Annotated in this window: 25 protein-coding genes; 15 read left to right on the plus strand and 10 right to left on the minus strand. The window is 41.0% G+C overall.

Features of this window, described 5'->3' with window-relative positions; all coding sequences use genetic code 11:
* Positions 1–91: 91 nt before the first annotated feature.
* A complete protein-coding gene (locus K345_RS21085; protein WP_053228304.1) occupies positions 92–1,825 on the plus strand; it encodes an ABC transporter ATP-binding protein in 1,734 nt (577 codons plus the stop codon).
* Positions 1,826–1,828: 3 nt separating this feature from the next.
* Here the strand turns inward: K345_RS21085 and K345_RS0113430 are convergent, their stop codons facing one another.
* Both K345_RS0113430 and K345_RS0113435 read right to left on the minus strand, forming a co-directional pair.
* The gene (locus K345_RS0113430) at positions 1,829–2,530 is read right to left on the minus strand and encodes a CTP synthase C-terminal region-related (seleno)protein (protein ID WP_028974604.1); all 702 of its coding nucleotides are present in this window, start codon (positions 2,528–2,530) and stop codon (positions 1,829–1,831) included.
* A 47-nt stretch (positions 2,531–2,577) separates the two neighbouring features.
* Entirely contained in the window at positions 2,578–3,570 is a 993-nt protein-coding gene (locus K345_RS0113435; protein ID WP_028974605.1) for a YhdH/YhfP family quinone oxidoreductase, read from the minus strand.
* Positions 3,571–3,682: 112 nt separating this feature from the next.
* Between K345_RS0113435 and K345_RS0113440 the strand changes: the two genes are divergently transcribed.
* Positions 3,683–4,645 carry a tetratricopeptide repeat protein gene (locus K345_RS0113440; RefSeq protein ID WP_028974606.1) on the plus strand — a complete coding sequence of 321 codons (963 nt, stop codon included), beginning with the start codon at positions 3,683–3,685 and terminating at the stop codon, positions 4,643–4,645.
* On the opposite strand, the gene K345_RS0113445 is transcribed toward K345_RS0113440, so the two are convergent.
* Both K345_RS0113445 and dfrA read right to left on the minus strand, forming a co-directional pair.
* Positions 4,630–5,616 carry a DUF2278 family protein gene (locus K345_RS0113445; RefSeq protein ID WP_028974607.1) on the minus strand — a complete coding sequence of 329 codons (987 nt, stop codon included), beginning with the start codon at positions 5,614–5,616 and terminating at the stop codon, positions 4,630–4,632. The two genes, K345_RS0113440 and K345_RS0113445, sit on opposite strands and share 16 nt — an antisense overlap.
* A gap of 67 nt (positions 5,617–5,683) precedes the next feature.
* Positions 5,684–6,154, minus strand: coding sequence for a trimethoprim-resistant dihydrofolate reductase DfrA (gene dfrA / locus K345_RS0113450; RefSeq protein ID WP_028974608.1), 471 nt, complete (start codon positions 6,152–6,154; stop codon positions 5,684–5,686).
* A gap of 97 nt (positions 6,155–6,251) precedes the next feature.
* Here dfrA and K345_RS0113455 point away from each other — a divergent pair, with 97 nt between their 5' ends.
* Positions 6,252–7,235: a 2-hydroxyacid dehydrogenase gene (locus K345_RS0113455; protein WP_028974609.1), complete on the plus strand. Its 984-nt coding sequence runs from the start codon at positions 6,252–6,254 to the stop codon at positions 7,233–7,235.
* Positions 7,236–7,304: 69 nt separating this feature from the next.
* Here K345_RS0113455 and K345_RS0113460 read toward each other — a convergent pair whose 3' ends face one another.
* Entirely contained in the window at positions 7,305–7,820 is a 516-nt protein-coding gene (locus tag K345_RS0113460) for a GNAT family N-acetyltransferase (RefSeq protein ID WP_028974610.1), read from the minus strand.
* 82 nt (positions 7,821–7,902) lie between these two features.
* Between K345_RS0113460 and K345_RS0113465 the strand changes: the two genes are divergently transcribed.
* The 5 genes from K345_RS0113465 to K345_RS0113485 are packed head-to-tail and all read left to right on the plus strand — an operon-like array spanning position 7,903 to position 12,761.
* A complete protein-coding gene (locus K345_RS0113465) occupies positions 7,903–9,780 on the plus strand; it encodes a methyl-accepting chemotaxis protein (RefSeq protein ID WP_156888407.1) in 1,878 nt (625 codons plus the stop codon).
* Between the two features lie 36 nt (positions 9,781–9,816).
* Positions 9,817–10,743, plus strand: coding sequence for a biotin--[acetyl-CoA-carboxylase] ligase (locus K345_RS21090; RefSeq protein WP_053228306.1), 927 nt, complete (start codon positions 9,817–9,819; stop codon positions 10,741–10,743).
* A complete protein-coding gene (locus K345_RS21095; RefSeq protein ID WP_083963776.1) occupies positions 10,740–11,315 on the plus strand; it encodes a biotin transporter BioY in 576 nt (191 codons plus the stop codon). The genes K345_RS21090 and K345_RS21095 overlap by 4 nt, the downstream gene beginning before the upstream one ends.
* On the plus strand, positions 11,290–12,042 hold the full coding sequence (locus K345_RS0113480; protein ID WP_028974612.1) for an energy-coupling factor ABC transporter ATP-binding protein: 753 nt from the start codon (positions 11,290–11,292) through the stop codon (positions 12,040–12,042). The genes K345_RS21095 and K345_RS0113480 overlap by 26 nt, the downstream gene beginning before the upstream one ends.
* Entirely contained in the window at positions 12,030–12,761 is a 732-nt protein-coding gene (locus K345_RS0113485) for an energy-coupling factor transporter transmembrane component T (protein ID WP_028974613.1), read from the plus strand. Before K345_RS0113480 ends, K345_RS0113485 begins: the two co-directional genes overlap by 13 nt.
* Here the strand turns inward: K345_RS0113485 and creD are convergent.
* A complete protein-coding gene (gene creD, locus K345_RS0113490) occupies positions 12,690–14,057 on the minus strand; it encodes a cell envelope integrity protein CreD (protein WP_028974614.1) in 1,368 nt (455 codons plus the stop codon). The two genes, K345_RS0113485 and creD, sit on opposite strands and share 72 nt — an antisense overlap.
* A 119-nt stretch (positions 14,058–14,176) precedes the next feature.
* Here creD and K345_RS0113495 point away from each other — a divergent pair, with 119 nt between their 5' ends.
* The 3 genes from K345_RS0113495 to rpsD all read left to right on the plus strand — a co-directional run bounded on the left by K345_RS0113495 (position 14,177) and on the right by rpsD (position 17,129).
* Positions 14,177–14,878: a response regulator transcription factor gene (locus K345_RS0113495; RefSeq protein ID WP_028974615.1), complete on the plus strand. Its 702-nt coding sequence runs from the start codon at positions 14,177–14,179 to the stop codon at positions 14,876–14,878.
* A complete protein-coding gene (locus tag K345_RS0113500) occupies positions 14,823–16,424 on the plus strand; it encodes a HAMP domain-containing sensor histidine kinase (protein WP_156888408.1) in 1,602 nt (533 codons plus the stop codon). The genes K345_RS0113495 and K345_RS0113500 overlap by 56 nt, the downstream gene beginning before the upstream one ends.
* A 93-nt stretch (positions 16,425–16,517) precedes the next feature.
* Positions 16,518–17,129: a 30S ribosomal protein S4 gene (gene rpsD / locus K345_RS0113505; protein WP_028974617.1), complete on the plus strand. Its 612-nt coding sequence runs from the start codon at positions 16,518–16,520 to the stop codon at positions 17,127–17,129.
* A 68-nt stretch (positions 17,130–17,197) separates the two neighbouring features.
* On the opposite strand, the gene K345_RS0113510 is transcribed toward rpsD, so the two are convergent.
* The 4 genes from K345_RS0113510 to K345_RS0113525 are packed head-to-tail and all read right to left on the minus strand — an operon-like array spanning position 17,198 to position 21,629.
* Complete coding sequence (locus K345_RS0113510) at positions 17,198–18,502, minus strand: hypothetical protein (RefSeq protein WP_028974618.1); 1,305 nt, start codon at positions 18,500–18,502, stop codon at positions 17,198–17,200.
* 56 nt (positions 18,503–18,558) lie between these two features.
* On the minus strand, positions 18,559–19,806 hold the full coding sequence (locus K345_RS0113515) for a hypothetical protein (protein ID WP_028974619.1): 1,248 nt from the start codon (positions 19,804–19,806) through the stop codon (positions 18,559–18,561).
* A 44-nt stretch (positions 19,807–19,850) separates the two neighbouring features.
* The gene (gene ilvY / locus K345_RS0113520; protein WP_028974620.1) at positions 19,851–20,720 is read right to left on the minus strand and encodes an HTH-type transcriptional activator IlvY; all 870 of its coding nucleotides are present in this window, start codon (positions 20,718–20,720) and stop codon (positions 19,851–19,853) included.
* 27 nt (positions 20,721–20,747) lie between these two features.
* Positions 20,748–21,629, minus strand: a complete 882-nt coding sequence (locus K345_RS0113525) for a nucleotidyl transferase AbiEii/AbiGii toxin family protein (protein WP_028974621.1) — start codon at positions 21,627–21,629, stop codon at positions 20,748–20,750.
* An 87-nt stretch (positions 21,630–21,716) separates the two neighbouring features.
* Here K345_RS0113525 and hisD point away from each other — a divergent pair, with 87 nt between their 5' ends.
* Genes hisD through K345_RS0113545 form a run of 4 tightly spaced genes read left to right on the plus strand, consistent with a single transcriptional unit; the run spans position 21,717 to position 26,074 of the window.
* Complete coding sequence (hisD, locus tag K345_RS0113530; protein ID WP_028974622.1) at positions 21,717–23,015, plus strand: histidinol dehydrogenase; 1,299 nt, start codon at positions 21,717–21,719, stop codon at positions 23,013–23,015.
* Positions 23,012–24,304 (plus strand): bifunctional folylpolyglutamate synthase/dihydrofolate synthase, encoded by a 1,293-nt coding sequence (locus K345_RS21100; protein ID WP_053228307.1) that lies wholly within the window; start codon positions 23,012–23,014, stop codon positions 24,302–24,304. Before hisD ends, K345_RS21100 begins: the two co-directional genes overlap by 4 nt.
* Entirely contained in the window at positions 24,297–24,680 is a 384-nt protein-coding gene (locus tag K345_RS0113540) for a hypothetical protein (RefSeq protein WP_028974623.1), read from the plus strand. Before K345_RS21100 ends, K345_RS0113540 begins: the two co-directional genes overlap by 8 nt.
* Positions 24,680–26,074, plus strand: coding sequence for an NFACT RNA binding domain-containing protein (locus tag K345_RS0113545; RefSeq protein ID WP_028974624.1), 1,395 nt, complete (start codon positions 24,680–24,682; stop codon positions 26,072–26,074). Before K345_RS0113540 ends, K345_RS0113545 begins: the two co-directional genes overlap by 1 nt.
* The last annotated feature ends 4 nt before the right edge of the window (positions 26,075–26,078 follow it).

Here is a 26,078-nt window from a genome sequence, read left to right on the forward strand (position 1 = left end):
AATACATACACAAATAAAGAAAATCAACTGTTCTATAAATTTGCGTAATTAAAAAGCAAAGGCTATAATGCCCGCTAAGGAGATAGCTGCCATGGATTTTCGCTTCAAAGACTTGCCCAGAGCCATATGGTATTTTTTCTACGGAGACAGGAAAAAGTTCATAACCTTTGCCATTATTCTCAACATTGTACTCTTGAGTGAATCCCTGCCCCCTTACATTATTGGACGTGTAGTTAATTTCTTAACAAACTATCACCAGGGTGATTCCATGAATCCCTTAATATACTATGCCCTATTCCTGGCTATTGCTACGGGGATATTCGCCTTTATAAGATTAGAGTGTAAAAAGCAGATCGAAATCATTAGTGTCAACGCCCGGTATCGAGCCAAGACCTGGGGCTTTCAAAAATTAGTAGACTTTAGCCTATCCTGGCATCAACAGGAGTCAACAGGGAATAAAGCCCAGCGTCTCATCACAGGAAGTGAAGCTATCCGGCAATGGGTTATCGATCTCATGAATGTGATATTCCCCACATTCAGCTCATTCCTCATTGTCCTGGTCACCTGTGTCTTACTAAGCCCCATATTTGCAATATTCTTTATCTACTACTTTGTTGTCCTCGTAATGACAGAACTCTATTTTGATCGAAAAATATCCTTACTCAGTGATACCATTAACAAAGCAATGGAAAACGCCTCAGGCCGTTTTGTTGAAGGGGCCAGTAATATAACCTCAGTAAAAGCTTTAGGGGCTGGACAGGAATTATCAAAACAAATCAACGATAAAGAACAGCTGACTCAGAAGTTTTCCCAGGATCGGGTACGATTAGGAGTAATCAAATGGCAGGCCGTTCAATGGCATAATGCCATTAGTTGGGGAATGTTCCTATTCTTCGTAGGTTATCTCGTGATCAATCAGCGTTTATCCATTGGCTTGGTTACGACCTACACCATGTATTTTGCCCGCCTGAGGGAAGGAGCCACTCGCTTTACCAACCAATTTCAACTGATGATAGAACAAAAGTCTAACCTGGGACGAATGATGAATATCTTCTGGACGGAAAACACTTTAAAGACAGGAGAGGAACATTTCCCCCCTAAGCTTGAATCTATCCAATTCAACAAAGTCCAATTTGCCTATCAAGACAAAACAATCCTCAAGGATATCACCTTCGGGATTAATCAAGGACAGATTATTGGAATGGCTGGAGAATCAGGATCTGGAAAATCAACCATCTTTAAGCTTCTACTCGGTTTATATCATCCTAATCAAGGTCAGATCCATTATGATGCGTTAGATCTAACACAGATAAAACAGGAAGAACTAACCAAAAATATATCCATTGTCCTACAGGAAACAGAATTGTTTGCCATATCCTTAGTGGAAAATGTAACCATGGGGAGGAATTTCGATCCCCTTCTCTTTGATAAAGCCTGCCATATAGCCAATCTAACACCTGTTATAGAAAAACTACCAAGAGGCAGAGATACCATACTAGGAGAAAAAGGCTACTCCCTTTCAGGAGGAGAACGACAGAGAATAGGCATAGCCCGGGCCATCTACCTTAATCCCCAAATCCTTCTTATGGATGAATGTACCTCAGCCCTGGATGCCAAGACAGAAGAATCAATCATGTCCCGTTTATTGGAATATCAATCAGAAACAGGTATGACTATTATTATGATAGCCCATAATGTCAAAACCCTGGCTCAGACTCATAAAATTCTATTGTTTGATCAGGGACGACTAGTGAGAGAGTCTGATTACCAGACTCTCCTTAAGGAAGATGAAAGGTTCAATCAAAAGGCGATTGATCGTAAGTAGTCCTTACTCTGCCATGACACTGGCTGCTTCGACAAAACCTTTTATTAGGGGATGGGGATGTTCCAGTGTCCATCTCGATTGGGGGACAAATAAAGTGGATATAAAAAAAGGATGATCTCCCAATTCCAGTATTCGGATCTCATTATCATCATCGACACCGCTTATTAAGACATCAGGATGATTCAACCGAGGTCTGAAATCAGGGTTTATTCCAAAGTTACAATAATAGTCTTCATCGGCTAGGGCCTTCCCATAGAGAGCAAAAGCCTGACTTCCTTTTTTAATATGGACAGTCATGGTCTTACCTTTTAAGGAACATTGTAACTTGCTAATGAATAACACAGAGGATTCATGATCATATTCTTCGTGTTGAGCTTCAGTATAACCTAGTAAGTTCCTGGCTATCTCTATAACAGAATGCTGGAAACCAGCACAGGTACCTAAATGAGGAATAAGGTTTTCCCGGGCATAACGAATACCACTGATAGCGCCTTCCAGACTATGAAAGGGACTACCAGGAGCACTCCAAATACCATGGTAGGGCAAAAGTATGGAAGAACCTTCTTCATCAAGTAATTTTGTATCAATCCAATCAATCTGGGCTGTTTTTCCCAAAGAGGAAGACATCTCTTCCAGTGATTTTTCGAGTAGGATATGGGTCTGATTATCATCCTGATACTCACCAATTACAGCAAACTTAATCATAGCACCTCCAAATAAAAAAAGCTGAGATCATAATCTCAGCTTATCAATTACCACTTAAGGACACTTCGTCCCAAGGAATTTCCTTTGATCATACGATCTAGTTCCTCTCCTAATTGGGTTGGCTCAATAATACGATAAGAACCATCCCTATCTTCAAGGCGCCATTCATCGGCCATTTTTGTCCAAAGATAGCGTCTAAGCTCATCAGGACAATTTTGTGAATCGATACCGAATAAGGACACACCCCTTAATATAAAGGGATAAACACTGGTATGAAGGTCACCAGAGGAAGCATTACCGCATAAGGAGACAGCCCCCTGTGCTTTGATGGAAGTAAGGATATTCTCTAATACAGGACCACCTAACGTATCAATAGCTCCTGCATAAATACTTTTATTCAACACCCTTGAAGGAGAAGATTCCCATTCCTGGCGTTTTACTATAGAGGTAGCACCCAGACTATGAAGAAAAGAATCTTGATCGGTTTTACCAGTTACAGCATGTACTTCATATCCCAATTTCTTTAGCAATCTGATGGCTACGGATCCCACGCCTCCTGTAGAGCCTGTTACCACAACCGGACCTAAAGTAGGAGGAATAACACTGATAACCTTATTCACGGCCATAGCAGCTGTTAAACCAGCAGTCCCCCAAGCCATAGCATCCTCTAAGGACATACCTTCAGGTAAAGGCACAGCCCAATGGGCGGGAACTTGAATGTATTCCCCAAAACCTCCTGGACAATTCATACCCAAATCATAACCTGTAACAATAACCTGATCTCCTGATTTAAAAGCATCATTATTGTTTGAAGAGACAACGACCCCGGAAGCATCAATCCCCGGAGTATGAGGATAACTTCTGGTAACCCCTTTGTTTCCAATATTGGATAGGGCGTCTTTATAATTTAAGGAAGAATAGTGGACTTTGATAAGAAGATCTCCCTCTGGAAGATCGGAAAGAGAACGTTCCACTAACGTTCCCTTATACTGTCCCGCCTGTTCTTCAACGAGATAAGCTTTAAATGTTCTATCACTCATAATGAAATAAATATTAGCCTTTAGGTCATTCTTAGTCAATGTTGATGAGAATCCTAAGAGCGTTGTATAATCTGTTCTATTAATAATGTTTATTAGTAGGAGCTCTAAAGAAATGAAAAAACTATTTTCCTTATATGTACTAACATTCCTAACTATGTATTCCCTCTATTCTCAAGCTAATCCAAAGTTTGATTTCCCCTTTTCCACAGAGGCTATCAAATGGGCACAATCCTATTCTTCCCCGATGAAATCGGATTACCCTGGTATTGATAGCTATAAAAAGGCTCTTGATTTTTACAATAACAGACAATATCAAAAGGCTGAAAATCTGCTTGTGGATCTACTTATGAGTGATTCCCATCCTGATGTTTATTATCTATTAGGAGATGTATTATATGATACCGGTCGCTATGGGGATGCTATTTATCCCTATATTAGTGCAGGAGATTCTCATTACTATAGGTCTGATTATGCCTGGTACAATGCCAGTTGCAGTGTGTCCCTTTACATGAGTAATGAGGAGGATGTCCAGCGTTATGTGATCCAGGCTCGTGAATACCTCTACCGAGCCTTTGAAGCAGGTTATGATCATTATGACCATGCGCTGGAAGATAAGGACTTAGAAAACCTTAGAGCCCTTGATACAAAAACCAATGATTGGATCAAAGGGTATAGCAGGATACCAGTGAAAGCCCGCTTTCTGGTTGGATTTTATTATGTAGCGCCAACAATGACTTCTGATGGTATGGGGAAAAGATACTACATCTATCCTGATGGAACTTATGAATACTACTATCCTGAGAGTTATGAAATAGAAGAAACATCCCTCCTGAGTCAACATGGACAATGGACAGCCATCGTCAAAAATGATCAGTCCATCGATTTAAGACTGACCCCTCTTAAGGCCTACTTCGGCAGTGGAGCCATTATAGATAGTGAAGAGCCAGTCCAGATTTATAAAAACATTCAGAAAGGCTCCTACGATGACATTCTTACCATATCAGCCAAAGGCTTAGGCACTCTCTACCGTAGATCTATTGATCCAGAAGATTATGCCCATCAAAAAACCAGATAAGATCCACTGGAAGGAATATCATTCCTGGCGTATTTGACACCATGAATCTTGATTCCTTCCTTGTTCAATAAAGTGATGAGTCCCCCGGAATTCCCCAGATAGATAGAATCTGCCGGAAGTGTGATGTCCAATACAGCACCGGAGGCCAGGGACTCATGTGCCAGGTAGTATTTATTTTTTGATTGATCCAATAAAGACCAACCATTCAGATTTATAGATTGGGCTGTGGGGTTGAACAGGAGTATTCTTTCCTTTCCCTGATCCGCCCCTAAAGGATTAATCAAGGCAGCCATAATTTTAACAGAACCAAAGCTGAACTGATCATGGTATTCATTATCTGCCAAAGGATTGCCACTAATCTCATCAGTATGCCAAGTTTGTGATTGAAAGGCTAAGAATACAGCGGCCCATTTATGGGACTGGGGTAGGTAAAAAAGCAATCCCCCATCCTGATAAACACCATTATCAGACATCCACCGACCAAAGTTACCTTGATTCATATGAATATCATGGATGCCGTTACCCGGTTTGAATCCAAAATACTTATCCCGTTTGTCTTTCTCCGGCCCCCACTTCTGGCCGAAAGCATACACATCCCCTTCCTCTGATTGAACCTTATTAACAAGATTCTGGATTTTCTCATTCAAATCATTGTCAGGTCCCGGAATATTAAAAGGAAGGGGGACAATCTTTTCGGGATCAAAAAGATTACCCCTAATATAATCAAGTCCCCGGTCAAGAGGGTGAAAGCCATAATTAAAATCTTTAATGACCTCGATAATCGGATGATTAAAATCATCGTCAATAATATAAAGGACTTCCGATGGGGTAGCTTGAGATTTCACATTGACAGCAATACGATGGAGATCAGTCTCATCATTAATGAGAATTTGAAAATGGGGATTGTCACCAGTACCCAACTTATACTCAATAACCTTACCCTTCAAAGTTCCATATCTATCTAAGCTCATACTTCTTTACCATCCTTTTTATATTGATGCTTAAAGATTATCCCCAACCCCTTTAGTTCGCAAGTCCTTATTTGATCCAGATTTGATAAGTATAATCGATATTAGAATGAAACTTCTGTTCAAAGACCCTGTGGAAACAATCAGGAATATCAGGAAAGCCCACATTCCCCTCCACCCGGGTATGAACGATTGACCTGTGAATCGTATCAGCATAGGGAAGAAAAGCCTGGTAGATCTGTCCTCCACCGGAGACAATCACATGATCAGTTTTAGTTTCCAGTTCTGTAATCGCCTCTTCAATAGATGGGAAAAAGATAACATCAGCTTCTTCAGAGGAAGTTACTGTTCTACTTATCACAGCATAATGGCGATTAGGGAGTTTACCCATTGATTCAAATGTTTTACGTCCTACCACAATCCACTGATTGTAGGTAATGGCTTTAAAAAGCAACTGCTCCCCCTTCACTTTCCAGGGGATATCCAGATCAGAACCTATGATTCCATTTTCAGAAACCGCTGCCATAAGAGAAATTTTCACAATAAACCTCCGCTTCTGAGTTTTACATTATTTTCCTTTCATGGGAAGGATTTTTCCCCTAGAATAGGACGATACCCCCAGCAGTAAGGAGCTTACAATGAAGATACTCATTATGACATCCGAAGACAGGGTTAGAAAATACTATGACCTCACAACCCTTCCTAAGGATTTCGAACTTATATTCAAAGACATAACAGATCCCATTGATGAGATCCTTAGTACGGCAAGGGAAGCCCAGGCCCTCTTCGCAGATTCCATCGCCCAGGTTCCGGCAAAACTCATTCAGGGCTTGAACAAACTCAAGATCATCCATGCAGAGGGTGTGGGATATAATGGAATAGACGGAGAAGCCGCCGCTAAACAGGGAGTCTACCTTTGTAATAATGCAGGGGTTAATGCCAAAGCTGTCGCAGAACAGACAATCTTACTCATATTGGCCCTTCAGCGACGCCTTAAAGAAGGGGATCACTTGGTAAAAAATGGTCAGCAAATCCAGACGAAGGGACGCTTCATTATGGAAGGAATACCTGAGTTAGGAGATTCTGTAGTAGGCCTCATTGGTTTTGGTGCCATTGCCAGGAAAACAGCCCTGCTCCTCAAGGCCTTTGGATGCTCTATACTATGCTACTCCAGACATAAGCCAGAGGACTTAGATCACTACGGGGCTGAATATAAAGAGCTTGATGAGCTACTGCAGGAATCGGATATTGTCAGTCTACACCTACCCGCGAACAAAACAACCAATCAAATGGTGAATAAGGATTTCCTTTATAAAATGAAGAAGGGAGCTCTGTTGATCAATACAGCACGGGGAGAATTGGTTCAGCAGGAAGATCTCTGTGAAGCATTGATAGAAGGACACATCGGAGGAGCAGGACTGGATACATTAGCCCCTGAACCGGTACAGGATGACAATCCTCTTCTGAACTTAGGAGAAGCTTTCGATTACAAATTGCTCTTGTCCCCCCATATTGGAGGAACCACTACTAGTGTCTTTAAAAGAGCACACCAGGGTGTATGGTCCAATATAATACGGGTTCAGAAAGGACAACGCCCTCTTAATATTGTTAATGGTTTGTAGATTCTCTAGAAATGCTTGTAAGCAAACCAGATATTTGGTCTAAGCATTTTGCCCATTTGGTCTAAGCATTTATTCCCTTTCAGCCTTATATTCATCTTCAAGAATGCTCATAAGGTATAATGACCAGAACTGGTCCCCCATTTTTTTAATATCACGAAGGAGTCCTTCGACCTGGAATCCTGCCTTTTCATAGGCACGCAAGGCTCCCTTATTAAAGGCAAAAACACCCAGTTCTACCCGATGAGCCTTATACTGACCAAAGGCGATGACCAAAGCCTTTTTAACGAGAAGAGTTCCGATACCTTGACCTCTTTTATGAGGATCAACCAGAACTGTGCCCAGGTGAACCATTTGATTATCCCTGTCGATCCTTAACTTGATATGCCCTACAGGCTTCCCCTCTTCTTCAAGAGTGTAGAAATGCGCCTCCTCTGTGGTTTGACCTTTTGTGACGGCCTCTTCCAACTGACCTATAGTAAGGGGATAGGTATAATTAGTACCACTCCATTGCACACAAAATTCCCGGGAAGCGACACAGTTGATGATCCAGGGATAGTCCCCGGGAGTGGTCAATCGCATATTCATAAATCTAGTGTAATGGAGATTTTGTTAATTAGTCAATTTATCAATCTTGTTATTGCTGACCCACTTATGCATAATTATATATATGAAGATAAGACTAAAGTTTCTCTTAGTATTGTTGTTAGTGATTGGCGGATTTGTTTTCATGATGCTTATCAACAAAGTAAGCAGAGATCAGACCAATGCCATACATGATATCCAGCTTAAAACATTAGAATCTCTCATCACCTGGAAAGAGCTTCAACAATCTCTACTAATAATGAATTACTCCGACAAAGGATTGGCCCTTACGAAGGGGCGCTTTGAGGAGAGTAGACAAAATGTGGCTAATGGAATTAAAGCACTCCAACTGGGAATTCAGCTCAATGGCTTATCCTCAGAACTGGGAGAGGTCCTGGATAAAATCAATTCCACATGGATCCCTTATGAAAAAAAGATAGATAATCTTAATAGTGAATTACTAAAAATAGGGGGCACAGAGGCTGTTGATTATATGGCAGACCATTCCTTATATGGATTGGTCCTGTTAGGAAAACAGAACAATTGGGAGAGTCAGGAGTTTTTAAACAAATTAGCTTCAGATGTAGCCTCATTGAATCAATCCCTGGATGGATCCATCGCCAATATCAGTGCCCTTAGCAATAGGATCACCCATGAGATTGAAGAAACCCAAAAGAGAGATTCTCTTTTGGCAAACATCATTAGTGTAGTGGTCATTGGGATCATATTCATCTTTACCTTCCTCTTTTCATCACGTATTACGAAACGTGTTAAAGACATGAGTGAAGCCGTACAGAAGGTGGCGGATCAGGACCTAAGCCACACAACCATTATTAATGGTAGAGATGAAATCTCTCAATTAGGACAATACTTGAACCAGATAATCATTGATCTTAATGATTTCTTCAGCCACGTCCAGGGTACAGGGGTCAGCATTAGTGAGGAAAGTTCGGAGATATCTTCCGCCAGTCATGAGTCTACTGTGGCCATTGAACAGATATCCAAGAACATAGAAACACTGAACAAGAACTTTCAAGTCATTACCAGAACCGTATCGGAAACAACAGGCAGTTTGTCTTACATTGTAGATAACGTAGAGGGCTTAAGCAAACAAACAATACAGCAAAAGGAAGCCATTCAGGATACATCCAGTGCTGTTGAAGAAATGAATGCCTCCATTCAGTCTGTGTCCAAATTGACAGAAGAACGTAAACAGGGTGCCCTCATTCTACGGGAGACCGTCAGAGAAGGGGGAGAAAAGATAGAACATACTTTTATGTCTATTAAAAATATCAATCAGGAAATCGATAATATGCTGGAGATCATTACCATCATTGATGCAATAGCCCAGCAAACGAATGTACTCAGTATGAATGCTGCTATCGAATCAGCCCATGCAGGAGAAGCAGGTAAAGGTTTTGCTGTGGTAGCAGAGGAAATCAGAACCCTGGCCGAGTCTACTACAGAAAATGCTTCCATGATTGATGATTCCCTTAGAAATGTGACAACCAAGATCAAACAGGCCCTTGAATTTAGTCAGATAAGTACAGATAGCTTTCAGTCTATTTATGAAGAAATGTCCATCTTTACCCAGGCCCTGGAAGAGATCAATTCCAATATGAAGGAATTATACTCTGGAAGTCGCAACATCCTGCAGACTGCGACTACCAGCCAGAACATCATTGAAGGGATCACAGAGGAAACCAATTCCATTGAAACACAGAGCATGACAATCAAAAACGGAATAACTCAGCTAGAAGGAATTACCCAGGAAGCTGGTTTAGGGCTAAGAGAGATAGAACAAGGGGTTAGAGAAATTCATGAGTCCATGGTACAAATCAGAGATAAAAACATGGAATCCAGTAGCAATATTCAGGATTTGACTAAGGCAATATCTGTCTATAAAACCTTGAAAGAGGATGTTGATCCAGAGACAGGGGTGACAAAAGCCAAAGAGGATTGACAGTCCAAAACGAATTCGTTAACCTCTAAAACAATAATGGTTAACAACAAAACACTTATCCTGCAAATCCTACAAGAAAGCAAGGAAGCTTTATCCGGTGAAACCCTGGCAGAACAGCTGGGGATTAGCCGGGTGGCGGCCTGGAAACACATCAAGTCCCTCAAGGAAATGGGCTATCCTATTCGTTCCTCCAAGAAGGGTTATTATCTGGAAGAACAAAAAGATACCTTAAGCAGTTACGATTTTCCCGGGGAAGAAGACAAGGTTCATACTTTCTCCCAGATCAGTACAACCATGAATATAGCCAGAGATCTGGCCATAAAAGGTCATCCTCATCACAGTGTTGTGTTTGCAGAGATTCAGGAAGAGGGCATTGGCCGGCGGGACAAGCATTGGGAGAGTCCAGAAGGGAACCTATACTTGACCCAAATCAACAGAATCCCTCTGGCCGCGCATAAAGCCAATCTCATCCTCATGGGAGCTTCCCTGGCTATGGCAGAAGGGATCGAACAGCTGATGGACCTATCGATCGGGCTCAAATGGCCTAATGATTTTCATCTGGAGGGTTTAAAACTGGGAGGTATTCTAGTTGACCACTATATAAGGGGGGATCAAATCCTCTTCAGCAATATTGGCATAGGAATCAATAGACAATATGCCCCCTCAGAGACCCCAGGAGCGACTTGCCTTAAAGATCATGGGAACCTCCCCTCTCGCAAGGAATTATATAACAGCTTTAATGAGCGATGGTTAATCTATGAATCCCAACTGGAGAAGGGACCTATTCCCGACTTATGGAATCAACGTTGTTCCCATATGAACAAAGAAGTCCTTTATGTAGATAGAATGAGTTATGAAGGCCGCTTCCTGGGGGTTGGTCCCCTGGGACAGGCTCTTATAGATATAAATGGCGACACAAGAGAGCTCCTGGGGGGCTCTTTAGTTATAAAGGAGGGATCATGAAACGAAATGATTCATTAAAACTGTCTATTTTAGCGGCCCTGTTTGCCGCTTTGACAGCTGTAGGTTCTTATATAACCGTACCTGTTGGGCCTGTTCCCTTCGTACTGGCTAACATGTTTGTCCTCATGAGCGGCTTACTTTTAGGGCCCCTTTGGGGGGTGGTTAGTATGGGATTATACCTGCTTTTAGGTATTATTGGCTTACCTGTCTTTGCAGGGGCCACATCAGGTGTAGCCCGTTTCCTGGGACCTACAGGAGGCTTCCTGTTCGGCTACCTCTTAGCACCATTTGTGGTTGGGCTTGTGGTGATCGGGACAAAAAGATCTTTCTTGAGAGATTTGATTGCCATGATTCTGGGAGCTGTCAGTCTTTATGCTATTGGGATTCCCTGGCTGAATAATGTCACAGGAATGAATGATCTAGAGAAAGCGGCCGAGTCGATGATTCCCTATATGGCAGGAGATGTAGTCAAAGCCCTATTGGCGGCCCTCTTAGCTCAGATCCTCTATGTTTCCCTGGGAAGTTTATTACCGAAAGTATCACGTCATGCCAAACATCATAAACATTCATAAACTCAGTCATCAATTTGAGAACTCCCATTGGGGTCTTAAAGATATTACTCTATCTCTGGCGGAAGGCCAGTTCATTACCTTGTCCGGAGCCAATGGCTCTGGCAAGACCCTCTTAATGAGGCACTTGGTTGGTCTGGAACTTCCTACAGAAGGATATATTACCTACAAAAATCAAAACATTCATAAGGACATTAAGACCGTAAGACAAGCTATCGGTATTGTGTTCCAGAACCCGGATCATCAGATTGTAGCCCCCTTTCTGGAGGAGGAAGTGGCTTTTGGTCTTCGTAACAGGAAGGAAAAAAAAGAAGTCATTCCTAAAAAGGTAGAAAAAGCGCTTCACCAGGTAGGACTTTCCCATAAAAAAGACAGAAATACCCAGTTTCTCTCCGGGGGAGAAAAGAAAAGACTAACCCTTGCATCGGTTCTTGTAATGGATCCTGAAGTCATTATCCTGGACGAACCCTTCACGGGCTTGGACTATTCGGGAGTAGGAGAACTGCTAAGGATTCTGCAACAATTAAAGGAAGAAGGAAGAACGATCCTTATCATCAGTCATGATCTGGAAAAGTTCCTGGCCCTGTCAGATAGGCTCATCATTCTTCATCAGGGTAGGCTTGTTTATGATGAGCCCCTTGAAACCCTTCCTGATCTCAGACAATGGGATATTCATCCTCCCTATGATTACCATATCAGACCCAAAGAGAGTCTATCTTGGTTGGATTAAACATGTTCTCCTATCAGACAGGGACGACCCTACTCCATCGCATACAGGCGGCTCCCAAAATCATGGGCTTAATTATCCTGTCCTTCGGGTATTATCAATTGCAGGGTGTTGAAACAGCCATTCTCTTACTTCTCATGACCCTTCTGAGCAGGATAATGAAGATCAGAACAAAGCTGTTAAGCAAAACGACCATAATACTGGCGCTGCTTTTGGCTATGGCTCCCTTTTGGGCTAAAAGGGTACTAAACTATCCCGTCCTGAATCAGGGATTGGATAATGTTTGCACCTTTCTTCAATTGCTATTGTGGGGACAATGGCTTGTTAAAACCACCTCTCCAGAGGATATGCAGAAAGGAGTCATCCAACTTCTTTGGTTCCTTCCTGCTGTTATAAAAACGAGAATAAGTACATTAATATCCTTGTCCATTAGGGCCATTCCCTTATTAGAACAGGAATATAGAAAGCAAAGAGAGGGAGCCTTGTTGAGAGGTTATAAAGCCTCCCCCTTTAGTATGATCCGTTATTCCTTAGCTCCTTTGATGATTAGAACCTTTGTTTTAGCGGATCATCTGGGCGATGCCTTTCTGACCCGATCCTATAGCGATCATCGAACGCTTAACGAAGCCCCCTGGGCAGGAAGGGATATTCTATTCCTCTTCTTCAGTTTCGTCCTTTCTCTTATGGGGTTGAGCATACATACCTACTTCATTCCAATCTAACTTTCTGGTTCCTATCATAACCGCACTAAAGAGGCCGAATAAACCTAAAGACCCTATGAGTAGAGCATAATCTTCTGATTGGAGCGATAAGAATAGATAGGCATATAACAGTATCAATAAGCCTAACAGACTCAATTGGGAGGCTTGGTTTGGTAAAATAGCCCTTCCATAAAAGTAAATTAAAAGGGATGTGCCTAATCCGGACAAGCCATAGGATAACCAGAAATCAAGATGCTCTGACAAAGTCAGAAGTAGGAGAAAGAAAAAAGCCGTTCCTAAACCAATAAAGAGATACTGAACAGTATGTAAGGGATGTTTGAAGATAATCTCCATGAGGAAGAGGGCGATAAAAGGCATAAAAACGAATAGGAAAGCATATTTTAAAGCCCTATGCACCTGGAAATACTGATCAATGACCTCGGTAAACTCTACTCCAAATCTGCTTTCGTAGACAAGATTCTTATCAATATCCCCGGCATACCAGCTTTGGGGAAAGTTAACGTTATAAGCCCCCATGGACCAAGAGGCTGTTGTTCCTTTTTCATTGATGACATAATCATCAGGTAAGAAGGTACCTGTAAATTGAGGACTAGACCAATCCGAATTGAGACTGAGTTTTACTTCCTTACCTAAGGGATAGAATTCCAGGGATTCTCCCCCTTTCAGATTTAAGTCGATACTAAAATCACCACCTTCCCTAGGATTCGCCCCTAAGGGGGCACCCAGCGGATCAGACATAATATCATTACCGGATAAATCCCGGAAAAACTCTGTAGTGGAGCCATTCCATTGAAGCTTTAAGGTTTGGGACAATCCTATAGTACTGGCTACTTCAATATTGATTTTGGCTTGATCCCATAGGATTTGAAGGTTATCACCCCTGTTTTCTTGAAAGCTTAGCTTATCAAAGTGCCCATGAATCCCTAACTGGCTTTTGTACAGGGGGATGGTAAATATTCCCTTATGTCGTTCTACAGACTCTGTGTCTGTATCCAAAACCAACTCACTGGGAAGAAAGTATTTTACCCCTTTGTAGATTTTGGTAACGATCTTCTTATCCTCTTCTATATCTCTTGTGAAACGAAAAGGGACGGCTAAAACGGGACCCATGATATACTGGCGCCCCCCCCATTGATTGATAACTTGTGATGTAGTACGAGAGGCTCTTTCTTCCCGTTCTCTTAATAATCTCTTCACATTGTAAATAGGAATGAGAATTAACAAAGCCAACACTAATAAAATGGATGCTTTTATCAGTAAACCTAAATGTTTTTTTGTTTTATCCTCGATTGTCATGGGATACTCCTTTAAGGACTTTTGATAATCCAAAGCTAATGGGTCCAAATGTCAGGAGCTTGACCAAATTGTGGCAATATTGTGAAGTTTGTTAGCAGTGGATGGAGGGTTTATCCGTTTTGAATTATGATACCACCATGACAGTAGCCGTTGTTGATGATGAATTAAGTCTTAGAGAAACCTTGAAGATGGCTTTGGAACAGGAAGGCTTTGAGGTCCAAACCTATGAGAATGGAAAACTGGCCTGGCAGGTCTTTTGTGAGAAAAGACCTGATCTTATCATTCTGGATGTATCCATGCCCTATATGGATGGTCTGGAATTATGCCGTCGCCTTCGTTCTATTGACCAGGGAGTGCCTGTTCTTTTTCTATCTAGTAAAACAGAAGAAATCGACAGAATATTGGGACTTGAGCTTGGGGGAGATGATTATCTATGTAAGCCTTTTAGTTTAAGGGAGCTCATGGTGCGGGTTAAAGTACTTTTAAGACGTATTGATCAAACAGCTAACACAGAGGAAAAGCTTAAAAGAGGTGATCTTACCCTGGATAAAACCTCCTATCAGGCTTTTTGGAATGCTGATCTATTGGATTTAACAGTCACAGAATTCAATCTCCTTCATAAGTTAGCCCTGGAACCCTCCCGTGTGTGGACAAGGGATCAATTAATGGAACTCATCTACGGGATGGATACTTTTGTTAGTTCCCGTACCATCGATACCCATATCAAACGGATCAGACGTAAAATTGAACAGGCAGGAGGGGATAGTGAACAGATTCAAACGGTTTATGGTCTGGGTTACCGCTTTAAGAACACCCCTTAGCAGTCTAAGCCAACGTATCCTTCTCTTTAATCTGCTCCTTGTGTTCCTTCCCATTGCTTCCTTTATTTATTTGGATCTTTATGAAAAGCAGCTTTTAGAAGTACAGGAGAAATCCATGGTACAGCAGGCTAGACTTATTGGCGCTAGCCTAAAAGATACAGGGAAGACTCTGCCTGACAGGGCAAAACAGATACTGACCAATTTGGAAGGGGCCACAGAAACCAGGCTTCGTATCATATCTCTATCTAAAAAACTCATTGTTGATAGCAGTACCTTATACGAACCAAAACATACTCCTCTGACTAAGGGACGGAAATATAGCAGTATAGACGAGGAAGAAGATGACAGCAGGGATAGCTTTCTCTATCGTTTAGCCCTTATGCCTATCAAAATCTATCGCCGCATCTTCACAGCTCCTTTGCCTGTCGACACAGAAAGCTATTATTCCTCAACCGGTTTATATGATGGTTGGGAGATACGAACTGCATTGGAAGGCCAATATGGGGCTGTAACCCGTTTGAGTGGGGGGGGCCAGCAATCGGTTACCTTATATACAGCTTTGCCTATTTGGGAAGGAGATCAGGTTGCCGCTGTGGTCTTAGCCAGCCAATCTACCTACCGTATCCTTCAAAATCTTTATGAATTACGGCTGGACCTTTTTAAGATCATTCTCTTGAGTAGTCTTGTGGCCTTTCTTTTGACGGCCATCTCAGCCTTAACGATCACAAAACCTTTGACTAAGTTAACCCACGAGGCGGCTTCTATTATTCCAGCCCGTGGTTCCATCCGGGGTAAGTTCTCTCAATTCTTGTTAAAGGATGAAGTGGGCAAGCTATCCAGGTCCCTGGAAGATTTAAGGAATCGTTTAGAGAAGCATGTACAATTTGTAGAATCCTTTGGTGCAGACGTGAACCATGAGTTTAAAAATCCTCTGGCAGGTATCAAATCGGCTGTTGAGTTATTACCCCAAACCACTGGTGATAATCAGGTCAAACTTCAGGGATTGATTGAACAGAATCTGAAGCGCCTTACCCGGTTGACTGAAGCCCTTCAGGATTATAGCAGAGTTGATAAAATACTTGAAACAGAACAAAGGACTCCTATCAGACTGGACCAATTTCTGGAAGAACTATGGCCCAGTTACAATTTGATTCGTCCTGATTGTCAGTTGGTCCTGTCAAAACAGGAGAATGAGGATTACCTCCTCTATGGTCAGGAGGACTTGATTCATAGGATATTTTCCAACCTATTAGGGAATGCCCTAAGTTATTCTCCTGAAGGAGGTAAGATTTATGTGGAATTTACCAAGAATCCTAACGGTCTCAGAATAACCATTACAGACGAAGGCCCGGGGATTCCTTCAGGAGAAGAGCATAAAATCTTTCAGCGGTTTTATAGTAGTCGTAAGGATACTCAGGGGGCGACAGGATTGGGCTTATCTATGGTAAAAAATATTGTAGAAGCCTATGAAGGAAGCATTCGTGTCCTTAACCGGGAAAAGGGAGCCTGTTTTGAGCTCACTTTTTATCAGACCCGGGGAGCTTAAGATTGACAAAGGATGGTAAATTCTCTATCTTGAATCTTCATCAAATATTTGTCGGCTATGAATTTATAATCTTCATAGTCATGAGGAGTTCAAATGAACCGAAAAACCAGAGCTAAAGGTAAAATAGTTCGACGTCTGGGGACAAATATTTTTGAGCAAGCGAAATATGATAAGCTTCTCAAAAAGAAACCATCTGCCCCAGGTACACAGACGAAAAGAAGAGCGAAAATCTCCGAATACGGTAGACAGCTCAAGGAAAAGCAGAAGCTTAAATTCGCTTATGGTTTAAGTGAAAAGCAATTTGTTAACCTATTCAAAAAGGCTAAGAAACTTCCTGGTCAGACTGGTCACAACATGCTTATTCTTCTTGAAAAAAGATTGGACAATGTAGTTTACCGATTAGGTTTAGCTTCTACTAGAAGCCAGGCTCGACAGATGGTAAGCCATGGTCACGTTGTATTCAATGGTAAGAGACACACTATTCCTAGTGCTCTTGTTAGAACAGGCGATGTTATTGAGATGAAGAAAAAAGAATCTACCCAGAAGATGGCTAGAGAGTTCATGACTAAAGTGTCTAGATCTCTTCCTTCCTGGTTGGAATTCTCAGAAGACGACATCAAAGGTACTGTTGTAAGAGATCCTTTCAGAGAGGATATCCCAACTGTTGCTAATGAACAGTCTGTCGTTGAATTCTACTCTCGATAAGAGGGCTTTTTACCAGATAAATATATCTGCCAAAACAGTCAAGACCGACTTCTTCAGGAGTCGGTTTTTTAGTAACTATAAGAAACACTAATCTTTGCTCCACCAAAAACAAATCTATCAGTGTCTTTAATCTCAGAGCTTGTGTTTGTGTTGGTATCATTATTATTTGAAGAGGATCCTTTAGGAAATACAGTTGACATTACATTACTAAAGCTAAAAGGGACTAATTGATTATATTTTATGGAAAAGTGTTTATTTACATTGTAAGCAATGCCAAGCTGAAATAATGAATCAAAGCTACGAAGAAGACTAATGTTATTCTCTCTGTAGTGATAAATTAATGGATAATAATCCCATTCTGTATTTTCATATCTAAATACATCATTTCTTAAACTTGTTGATAGACTTAATTCCAACTCTATATGATTCATTATCGAAGTATAGTTTTTGATACCCAACATAGTAATGCCAGACCAATTTAGTTTTTTTATTTTAAAACTATACAAAGCAGCAAGAGGATGAAATGGAACAGAAGAGATTAATAGATCATCATTCGAATTAAACATAAGAGCATCTAATAAGGGGCCAAAACAAAAAAAAGAATTAAATTTATGAGTTTGTTGAATATGTATGTATGTAATTTGATTGTGATCACCCCAATTTACATATTTAGAACCTTTATAACTAGCACTACCTTCTATGTTTAATGTTTTAAAACTACCAATAAATTTATTTGTCTCACCTATTCGTAAATCTGATAGGATGGCCCAATATTCTGTACCAGATCTCCATGATGGTTCATCAATTTCCAAATCTCCCCACAAAATTTTATTCTCTATTGTAAATTTGTCATTGCTGATATTAGATTCAAAACTTCTTCTTGACAGTCTTCCAGACAAATCAAAAGAATTATCATCCGGATAATCTATTTCTAAACTATAATTTTGAATGGAATCAACTAGCTTAAAACCAAAAAAAGTGTCCTTATACTCGAATGAAGAACCGAATGAAAAATTACTATCTAAGTCAACACCTGCGTAAAGGGTTATGCCCGTATTAAGGGTATATCCAAGTAATATACCAATACTTTCATCAGTATATTTAATCTTAGTAGAATCAACGTTCTTAATTAAGTCATTCTCAGTTACTGCAATTTCATTCCAATTATAAAAAAAAGTTGAGAACCAATTTTTATTATTTATTGAAAAGTTTAGTTGGTTGGATGTGATAAACGAATAGTTATCTTGGCTATCAATATAAGGTATTACAATATCTTGTTGAACGAAAAAAGTTTCAGTAGGTATGTAGTCATCGCTAAATATACAGGGACTGAAAGCTATTAAGCAGAGAATAATTATTTCTAATTTGAGCATAATCCATTCTCCGCTTTAATATACAACAAGATTTATTGTCTAATAACTATTCAATATTACTCAGTTTGACTATCATTTGTTGAAGGTATTATAAGTTCAGTAAAAGCACTGACATATTGATCAGAAGACAAGAAACCACTTTGAACAATTCCACCGAATGTATAATCAAAACTATTACTAGGGGCAACAAAAGATTCTTTACCTGAGTCCCAAGCCAACTTAAAGTCTCTTAAACCATTGGAAAGTGTTGACTTCAAATCAAATACTTTTCCCGGTTTTAATTTCATATCACCACCTATTCTAACTGTTGTTGAACCATCTACAAGACCTGTACACACATTCAAAAGCTTATCGATTGAACCTATATCTCCTATATCATGAATTGATAAAGCATTTTTATTCTCATCAAGAAGTGCATTTAGTGATGATAATATCTCTGGAGTAATTAGGTCATCAACCTGATCGTCAGTCTCATTATTAATATATTTTACAGCCTCTTTCAAATCTTTAATTGACTCCAGTAAGGTTAATCGTGTCTTAAGTAAGTAATTTGCATTATAAAAACCCAAGAAGTTTGATGTATCATCATTATAGTTAGCTAAGTAGATATTTATTTTTTCAAAATTTTCTAAATCTTCATATTTCAAAGCTTTTGATTTATCATTTGGATTCACAGCATTAAAATCTAATACTAAAGAAGCTTGAATAATAGCTTTAGCTATCTTTAACACTCCACTATAAGCTAGCAAGTCTCCTTTATCTATTTGAAAAGAACTAACCGTAATAGTGTTTTCATTAATATTATCACATGCAATATTTAAGTGATTTAAGGCTTTATTAACCGCAGGAAGAATAGAATCTTCAATCTCCTCCTGATCGTTTGCTGGTGATATGATAGCACGACTAACACCAGAACTCATTTCGCTAGCACTATAGTCTTCTAAGTCCAAATCTGATGTAACCGAAAACTCATCAATCCAAGACTTTACATTTTCATTTGAATACAATTGGGCAACAAGTGTTACTGATTTTATGGTATTTCCCGTATAATTATCATTATCCATTGAGAGGATCTCATCCGCTTGTTTGTCCAGCTGCTCAATAGTCCCTTTATAGTTTACATTTTCTCCATCTGATGAGTTTTTGATACTATCTACCAATTTATCAATAGTGCTCAATGCCTCATTGGTCTTTGATATAACAGCTTCTTTATCGCTTTCGGAATCGCTTGATCCTGAGTTCATATTACATGATATGAAGACGAGACTTACAATTACTAGCATGAGTGAAAATCTTTTAACCATCTATTTCTCCTATTTTTGCTATATAATACTCCATATTTTTAATTTTACAACTCCCAAAAGGCTTTAACTGCGGGATTTTTTAGTTTGCTTTTGTTAACACACAATCCCACTTCAAAACAATCTAATTCCGGTGACGTTCCAAGTACGCGAACCTTTGTGTTCATAGGGCTATTATCAATGACCAATTGCGGAACCACCCCTACTCCTAAACCTAAGGCTACCATAGCCAGAATGGCTTCATTTCCTCCCACCTGGGCGTAAATGTTCGGTTCTATTCCTTGAGATTTAAACCAATCATCTGTCTGGCGTCTGGCTACCCCCTTCTCTGATAGGATCATGGGAATCCTGTCCCATGGCAGGGGATCCGTTGTAAGCAGGTCCTCATAGGGCCATTCCACCTGTGGAGCTATAAATAAAAGAGGGGTTTCCATGATTTTTCTAACTTCAACAGATTCAGGGAGCTTTTTGGGAAGGGGAGCAATGGATAGATCCACTTCACCAGCAGCGGTTTTGAGAAGAGCTGAGGAGGCGCCTCCTGTTTCCAGATTGATATGAACCTGAGGGTAATGAGAACGGAATTGAGCCAGAATATCAGGTAGTATGCTGTAACAGGCTGTTACTGTACAGTAAAGGGAGACATCCCCTTTGAGTATGTCCTCATCACTATCTAGCCTGTATTTTAGATTCTTCCAATCTTCCACTACAGTCTGGGCATAGTCCCGGAACTGTGTTCCTGCTTCTGTTAACTTGGCGGTGCGGTTGTCTCGTATGAGAAGGGCCTGTCCCACCTCCTCTTCTAAACGCTGAATAGTCCGGCTTAGAGCGCTGGGGCTTATATGGCAAGCCCGGCTCGTAGAGGCAAAATGAAGAGTTCGGGATAGATGCAGGAATAGTTCTAGTTCATGTAGATTCATAGTTATAGAATATGATTGTTATCCATATTAGTCCAGTTGGGAAGCGGGACCCAACCATTGAGAAATCTGTCCAATAAGCTCCCAAAAGTCAGGTATCTCATGTAAATACAGAGGAGAGGCTTCTTGCCACCAAGTAACGGCTTTATCCATTAAGTCAAAAGGCCACAACATAAAGGCAGGATTCTTATTGAGCTCCAGAGGGTATTTCCCTTTGAATAAACTGTCTAGATAAGAACGTGCAGAAGGTTGATCCAGGAGTTTGCGGTAGACTGGGTTCTGTAAAAGAAACCATAAATCATAATAATGGTGAATAAAAGGACTAGGCCATTTGTGTCCTTGAGCTAGTAGGTGATACCTGTGGCTGATAATATTAATCTTATCCAGGAAAGATTGTTCATGGTTGTAACAGGCAATAGACATAGCTTCGATATCGAATGGTCCCTTTAGAGAATACTTCTCCCAAGGTTCTCCCTGGTATAAGCTTAGTTCCAGAGTCAGGACTCCCCCATCAGCCCCTTGAAAATAAGAGGGATAACGGAACTGATATTGGACTTGTCTATACTGACTATCCTCGAGCACCATAACAGGATCTGATAATTCAGGAAAGGCAAGAAGTTCCTTTAGCTGAGTAAAATATTTCTTTCGCTGTTGACTCTCGTCCAGAAGATCACTTCTGTAGCTATCAGAGGAAGGGAGGATGAGAATATCCAAATCCCGAGGAAGGCGGGGAACGAGGTCCATAATCTTACAAAGGACGGTACTACCTTTGTAGATAATATCGAGAGGACTGCTATTTAGTTCTTTGATCAGATAGGTAAACCAATAATCATATTCACATTGCCAGGCTTGTATTCCTTGGGCGCTGGCTCCAATGAGTAATTGGGCTTTATCAGGGATTGTTCTCTTCATTTATATACGTACCCGCCGTTGACCTTGCAAGGTCTATCATAATACATTTTAGATCATCTTGCATGATATTTGCACAGGAGGCATTAGATGGAAATATCCCTACGATACTGGAAGGACCTTGATCCCCAGGAAAAACAAAAATTATTATCCAGATCAGAAACAAACATTCAGGGAGTCATTCCTGCTGTCCAAAAGATTCTTGATAGAGTTAAAGAAGAAGGAGACAAAGCCCTTTATTCTTATACTAATGAGTTTGATAAGATTTCCATTGACCATCTACCTTTGCAAGTACAACCAGAAGAGTTTATTCAAGCCAATGCATCCCTATCTCAGGCAGTCAAAGAGGCATTGGACTTTGCCATAGATCACACACAAACATTTCATGAAATCCAAAGGCCAAAGGCCATGGAAATGCTTAGTTTAAAGCCAGGGTTACTGGCTGGTGAAAGGGCCACGCCCATTGATTCTGTTGGACTCTATGTCCCTTCAGGAAGGGGGAGCTTTCCCAGTATGCTTTATATGCTGGCCGTTCCAGCTCAAATAGCCCAGGTTCCCAGAGTGGTTGTCGTCACACCTCCCGGACCTGAAGGCAAAGTAGATCCAGCTGTTCTTTATGCCTGTCAAAAGTGTGGTGTCCATGAGGTATACCGTGTAGGGGGAGCTCAGGCGATTGGAGCCCTTACTTATGGAACAGAAAGTATTAAGCCAGTTGTAAAATTAACCGGCCCCGGAAGCATGTATGTAACTGCCGCCAAACGTTTAGTTTACTCCTTTATTGATGTGGGGCTGCCTGCGGGACCATCAGAATCGATGGTTCTGGCAGATGATTCGGCAAATCCCTGGAATTTGTCACTAGACCTGCTTGTTGAAGCAGAACACGGATCGGATAGTCAAGCCTTACTTGTAACAGACTCCAAGGAATTAGCAACAGCAGTTAAAGACAATTTGAGGACTCTTATAAAGGATCTTCCTGAACCTCGTAAAACGTTCACTTCCGATGTATTAGGTGGTTATGGAGGTATTCTAATAACAGATTCTATAGAAGAGGGAGCAGAGGTCATTAATGAGTTTGCCCCTGAACACTTATCCCTGCAAACCAATGAACCCTTTGAAACTCTTGAACTCATAAGGAATGCCGGGGAAATCCTTTTAGGATCAAACCTGCCTTTCTCAGGAGCCAATTATGCGACCGGTGCCAATGCAGTTCTACCAACAGGGGGTAAGGCAAAAACCTATGGTCCTGTCTCTGTGAGGGACTTTATGAAATATTCCTCTGTTGTTTTTGCAACACCAGGAGGCTATCAAGTATTAAAGGATCCTGTTACAACCCTGTGTGATTATGAAGGATTTCCCAGTCACGGGAATGCTTTTAAGAAACGTAAATGAATACTGTAATTAATGCTTTTAAATACCTGGAAAGCTTTACTAATCTGGAAAAGACGACTACTGCTGAAAAACGTGAGTACCGACTGGACAGGATGGTAAAGCTTCTACAAGACTTTGGTAATCCTCATGAAAACAAGAAGATCTATCATATAGCAGGATCTAAAGGGAAAGGCTCTACCTCTTTCTACCTGGCCACTCTCCTGCAAGGGGCAGGACATAGAACAGGCTTATACCAATCCCCTCATATTGTGAATTATACAGAAAGAATTACCCTGGCAGGACAAGCTTTTGAGGATCAGATTTATATAAGGACGATCCATCGGATAAAGAAATATATAGAAGAACATAAGGACTATCCTGGTGGGGAGCCGACCACTTTTGAACTCCTGACATTAGCTGCCTTTATTATCTATCACGAACAAGGATGCACTCATCTGGTTCTGGAAACTGGTATGGGGGGACGTCTGGATGCAACTAATGTAGTCACGCCCCTCCTCTCTATTATTACTCCTATAGAGTTGGAACACACCCAGTATTTAGGAGATAGCCTTGATCTTATAGCTAGAGAGAAAGGGGGGATCATTAAGGAAGGGGTACCATGCCTAATATCAGCAGAAAAGCCGGAAGTTATTCCCGTTTTTAGAGAGATAACAGCCCAAAGACATTCTAGACTATATGAACTGAAGGATCTTCTGACAATAGACTCTACTTCTTTATCTCCCGGAGGTGTGGAAGCAAAGATCCAATGGAATGGTACAACAATGCATCTGAACCTGGCCTCTCTTAATACTGTTCAAGTCCAGAACTCCTGCCTGGCCCTAACAGCTCTTCACATTACAGGGGAACTACCTGAGCAAGCATTAGATATCATACAGAGAACCAGACTGCCAGGACGAATGGAGATTAAGAGTCATCATCCCTATATTGTCGTTGATGGCTCCCATACAGAAGATAGTTTAGGCTTTGCATCAGAGGCCTTTCATTCCGGCTTTCAGGAAATGAAACCAAAGGTATTAGTCTTCGGCCTATCAGAAGGTAAGGATGCTCTCCAATTGGCACCCTTGGTAGCTAGAGGTTTTGATCATATTATTGTAACAAGGGCAGGAACCTTCCGGCCACAGGATCCTCATCAGCTAGGGAAGGCTTTTTTTCATCATAATTATGAGGTTATTGTGGAAGGAGAACCGAGACAAGCGCTGGAAAAAGCATTAGATTTAGCAGGAAAGGAAGGGGCTGTTTTAGTAACAGGATCCTTCCATCTTATTGGGGAGATCTATCCTTTTGTTTAATCAAATCATTACGATTCTTTATTTTCTGCTTCTTACGGCTCTTGTCATTTCTCATGTCTGGTTTGTTCTGTCCGGTTGGCGATTCTATCATCATGGGATTAAGCCCAGTCAGAGAGCAGCCCAGGCCAGAGGCTTTAGTCAGTTTGGTTTAGTCCCCCTCTATATACTTCTCATAGTGGTAGGAAGAACAAGCCTGAAGATTGATATCTGGTTTGCCTTACATGCTCTGTTTATCATACTGCCTGGACTGAGCTTCTTTGGCCTGGCTCTTTTTAGAAGTTTTAAGAAGAGACATCCCTTTTTTCTTCCCTTTATGAATGGAGTCTTCCTGTTGATCGCGTATGTCTGTTTTATTATCTATAAGGTGGCAAGCTAATGAATTGGGTAGAAATAAACCAAGTACTGGAAGAACTGGATCTGGAAGGTTCTTTTTTACAGAAAGTAAAGCAACCAGACTTATCTCATCTTGTATTGGAAGTGTACAAACCGGGAAAGGCTCAAAAGCTTTTGATAGCCTTTACTCCTGGTCAAATCCGGTTTCATAGAACCAGTGGCAATTATCCTTCTCAAATAAAAAATCAGAGATTCCTTCAATTCCTTCGATCCCGTGTAGGTGGTGGACGTATTGTTAAAGCGTCACAATGGTTCACAGACCGAATTATCTGTCTGGTAATTACCAAAGGAGAATGGCAGACCACACTCTATATTCGTTTATGGGCCAATGCGGCTAATGTCATAGCCGTTGATGAGAATAATAGGATCCTGGACAGTTATTATAGACGTCCTGGAAAAGGGGAAAACTCAGGGGAAATTTTTACCCTCCCCCCGCCTAAGGATCCCGGCAAGAAAAGCTTTACCCTAAAGGACCTACCCGGAGAGGGAGACTATAATGACAAGCTGGATCAATTCTATCAGCAGAAGAATGAAGAACTTACCCAGAACAAACTAATAGACCAGGCCCGCAAGGCGTTAAAAACAAGAATCATGGTTCTGGAGAACCGTATTCAAAAGAATAGTGAACGTTTAAGGGATTATCAAAATCACGAAATGTATAAAACCTATGGGGATATCATCATGGCTAACCTCTATAAGCTCAAAGCAGGGGATCCCTTTTTGGTGGCTCCCAGCTATGAAGACCCGGAAGTCAATATAACGATTCACCTTGATCCCAGCCGAAGTCCTCAGGAGAATGGAGAGAATTACTATAAAAAATACCGCAAAGGTCGGCAAGGTTTGCTGCTTCTACAGGAAGAACTAGACAATTGCCACAATCAGATTCATCACTATGAAGAGGTTCTTAATCATCTGGAAAAACAGGAGGACCTGTCAGGATTACTCAAAGAACTGTCCTCCTTCCAAAGAAAAACACATAAAGAAGACAACCAAACACCCGGACTAAGTTTCTCATCCCATGGCTATCATATACTTGTAGGTCGTACAGCGAAAGAAAATGACCAGCTTCTAAGAAAATGGGTAAAGGGTAATGATCTATGGATGCATACCAGAGATTACCCTGGGGGATATGTTTTTATCAAAAATCAGAAAGGGAAAACTATTCCTCTCGAAGTACTTTTAGACGGAGGGAACCTGGCTCTCCTATATTCAAAAGCAAAAGCCTCAGGCCAGGCAGATCTCTATTATACTCAGGTAAAATACTTAAGAAGAGCTAAAAATGCCAAATTAGGAACGGTTCTTCCTACACAGGAAAAAAACCTTCATATCAAGAAAGATCAAAGCCGATTAGATAGGTTGAATCAAGGCACCAAATAGACCA

The sequence above is a fragment of the Spirochaeta cellobiosiphila DSM 17781 genome, from assembly GCF_000426705.1.
In the GTDB taxonomy this organism is placed as follows: domain Bacteria; phylum Spirochaetota; class Spirochaetia; order DSM-17781; family DSM-17781; genus Spirochaeta_E; species Spirochaeta_E cellobiosiphila.

What these genes read in the sequence shown, in the direction of transcription:
- K345_RS21085 (WP_053228304.1), top strand. Translation starts at nt 92, where the DNA reads ATGGATTTTCGCTTCAAAGACTTGCCCAGAGCCATATGGTATTTTTTC.
- K345_RS0113430 (WP_028974604.1), bottom strand. Translation starts at nt 2,530, where the DNA reads ATGATTAAGTTTGCTGTAATTGGTGAGTATCAGGATGATAATCAGACC.
- K345_RS0113435 (WP_028974605.1), bottom strand. Translation starts at nt 3,570, where the DNA reads ATGAGTGATAGAACATTTAAAGCTTATCTCGTTGAAGAACAGGCGGGA.
- K345_RS0113440 (WP_028974606.1), top strand. Translation starts at nt 3,683, where the DNA reads ATGAAAAAACTATTTTCCTTATATGTACTAACATTCCTAACTATGTAT.
- K345_RS0113445 (WP_028974607.1), bottom strand. Translation starts at nt 5,616, where the DNA reads ATGAGCTTAGATAGATATGGAACTTTGAAGGGTAAGGTTATTGAGTAT.
- K345_RS0113455 (WP_028974609.1), top strand. Translation starts at nt 6,252, where the DNA reads ATGAAGATACTCATTATGACATCCGAAGACAGGGTTAGAAAATACTAT.
- K345_RS0113460 (WP_028974610.1), bottom strand. Translation starts at nt 7,820, where the DNA reads ATGAATATGCGATTGACCACTCCCGGGGACTATCCCTGGATCATCAAC.
- K345_RS0113465 (WP_156888407.1), top strand. Translation starts at nt 7,903, where the DNA reads ATGAAGATAAGACTAAAGTTTCTCTTAGTATTGTTGTTAGTGATTGGC.
- K345_RS21090 (WP_053228306.1), top strand. Translation starts at nt 9,817, where the DNA reads ATGGTTAACAACAAAACACTTATCCTGCAAATCCTACAAGAAAGCAAG.
- K345_RS21095 (WP_083963776.1), top strand. Translation starts at nt 10,740, where the DNA reads ATGAAACGAAATGATTCATTAAAACTGTCTATTTTAGCGGCCCTGTTT.
- K345_RS0113480 (WP_028974612.1), top strand. Translation starts at nt 11,290, where the DNA reads ATGCCAAACATCATAAACATTCATAAACTCAGTCATCAATTTGAGAAC.
- creD (WP_028974614.1), bottom strand. Translation starts at nt 14,057, where the DNA reads ATGACAATCGAGGATAAAACAAAAAAACATTTAGGTTTACTGATAAAA.
- rpsD (WP_028974617.1), top strand. Translation starts at nt 16,518, where the DNA reads ATGAACCGAAAAACCAGAGCTAAAGGTAAAATAGTTCGACGTCTGGGG.
- K345_RS0113510 (WP_028974618.1), bottom strand. Translation starts at nt 18,502, where the DNA reads ATGCTCAAATTAGAAATAATTATTCTCTGCTTAATAGCTTTCAGTCCC.
- K345_RS0113515 (WP_028974619.1), bottom strand. Translation starts at nt 19,806, where the DNA reads ATGGTTAAAAGATTTTCACTCATGCTAGTAATTGTAAGTCTCGTCTTC.
- ilvY (WP_028974620.1), bottom strand. Translation starts at nt 20,720, where the DNA reads ATGAATCTACATGAACTAGAACTATTCCTGCATCTATCCCGAACTCTT.
- K345_RS0113525 (WP_028974621.1), bottom strand. Translation starts at nt 21,629, where the DNA reads ATGAAGAGAACAATCCCTGATAAAGCCCAATTACTCATTGGAGCCAGC.
- hisD (WP_028974622.1), top strand. Translation starts at nt 21,717, where the DNA reads ATGGAAATATCCCTACGATACTGGAAGGACCTTGATCCCCAGGAAAAA.
- K345_RS21100 (WP_053228307.1), top strand. Translation starts at nt 23,012, where the DNA reads ATGAATACTGTAATTAATGCTTTTAAATACCTGGAAAGCTTTACTAAT.
- K345_RS0113545 (WP_028974624.1), top strand. Translation starts at nt 24,680, where the DNA reads ATGAATTGGGTAGAAATAAACCAAGTACTGGAAGAACTGGATCTGGAA.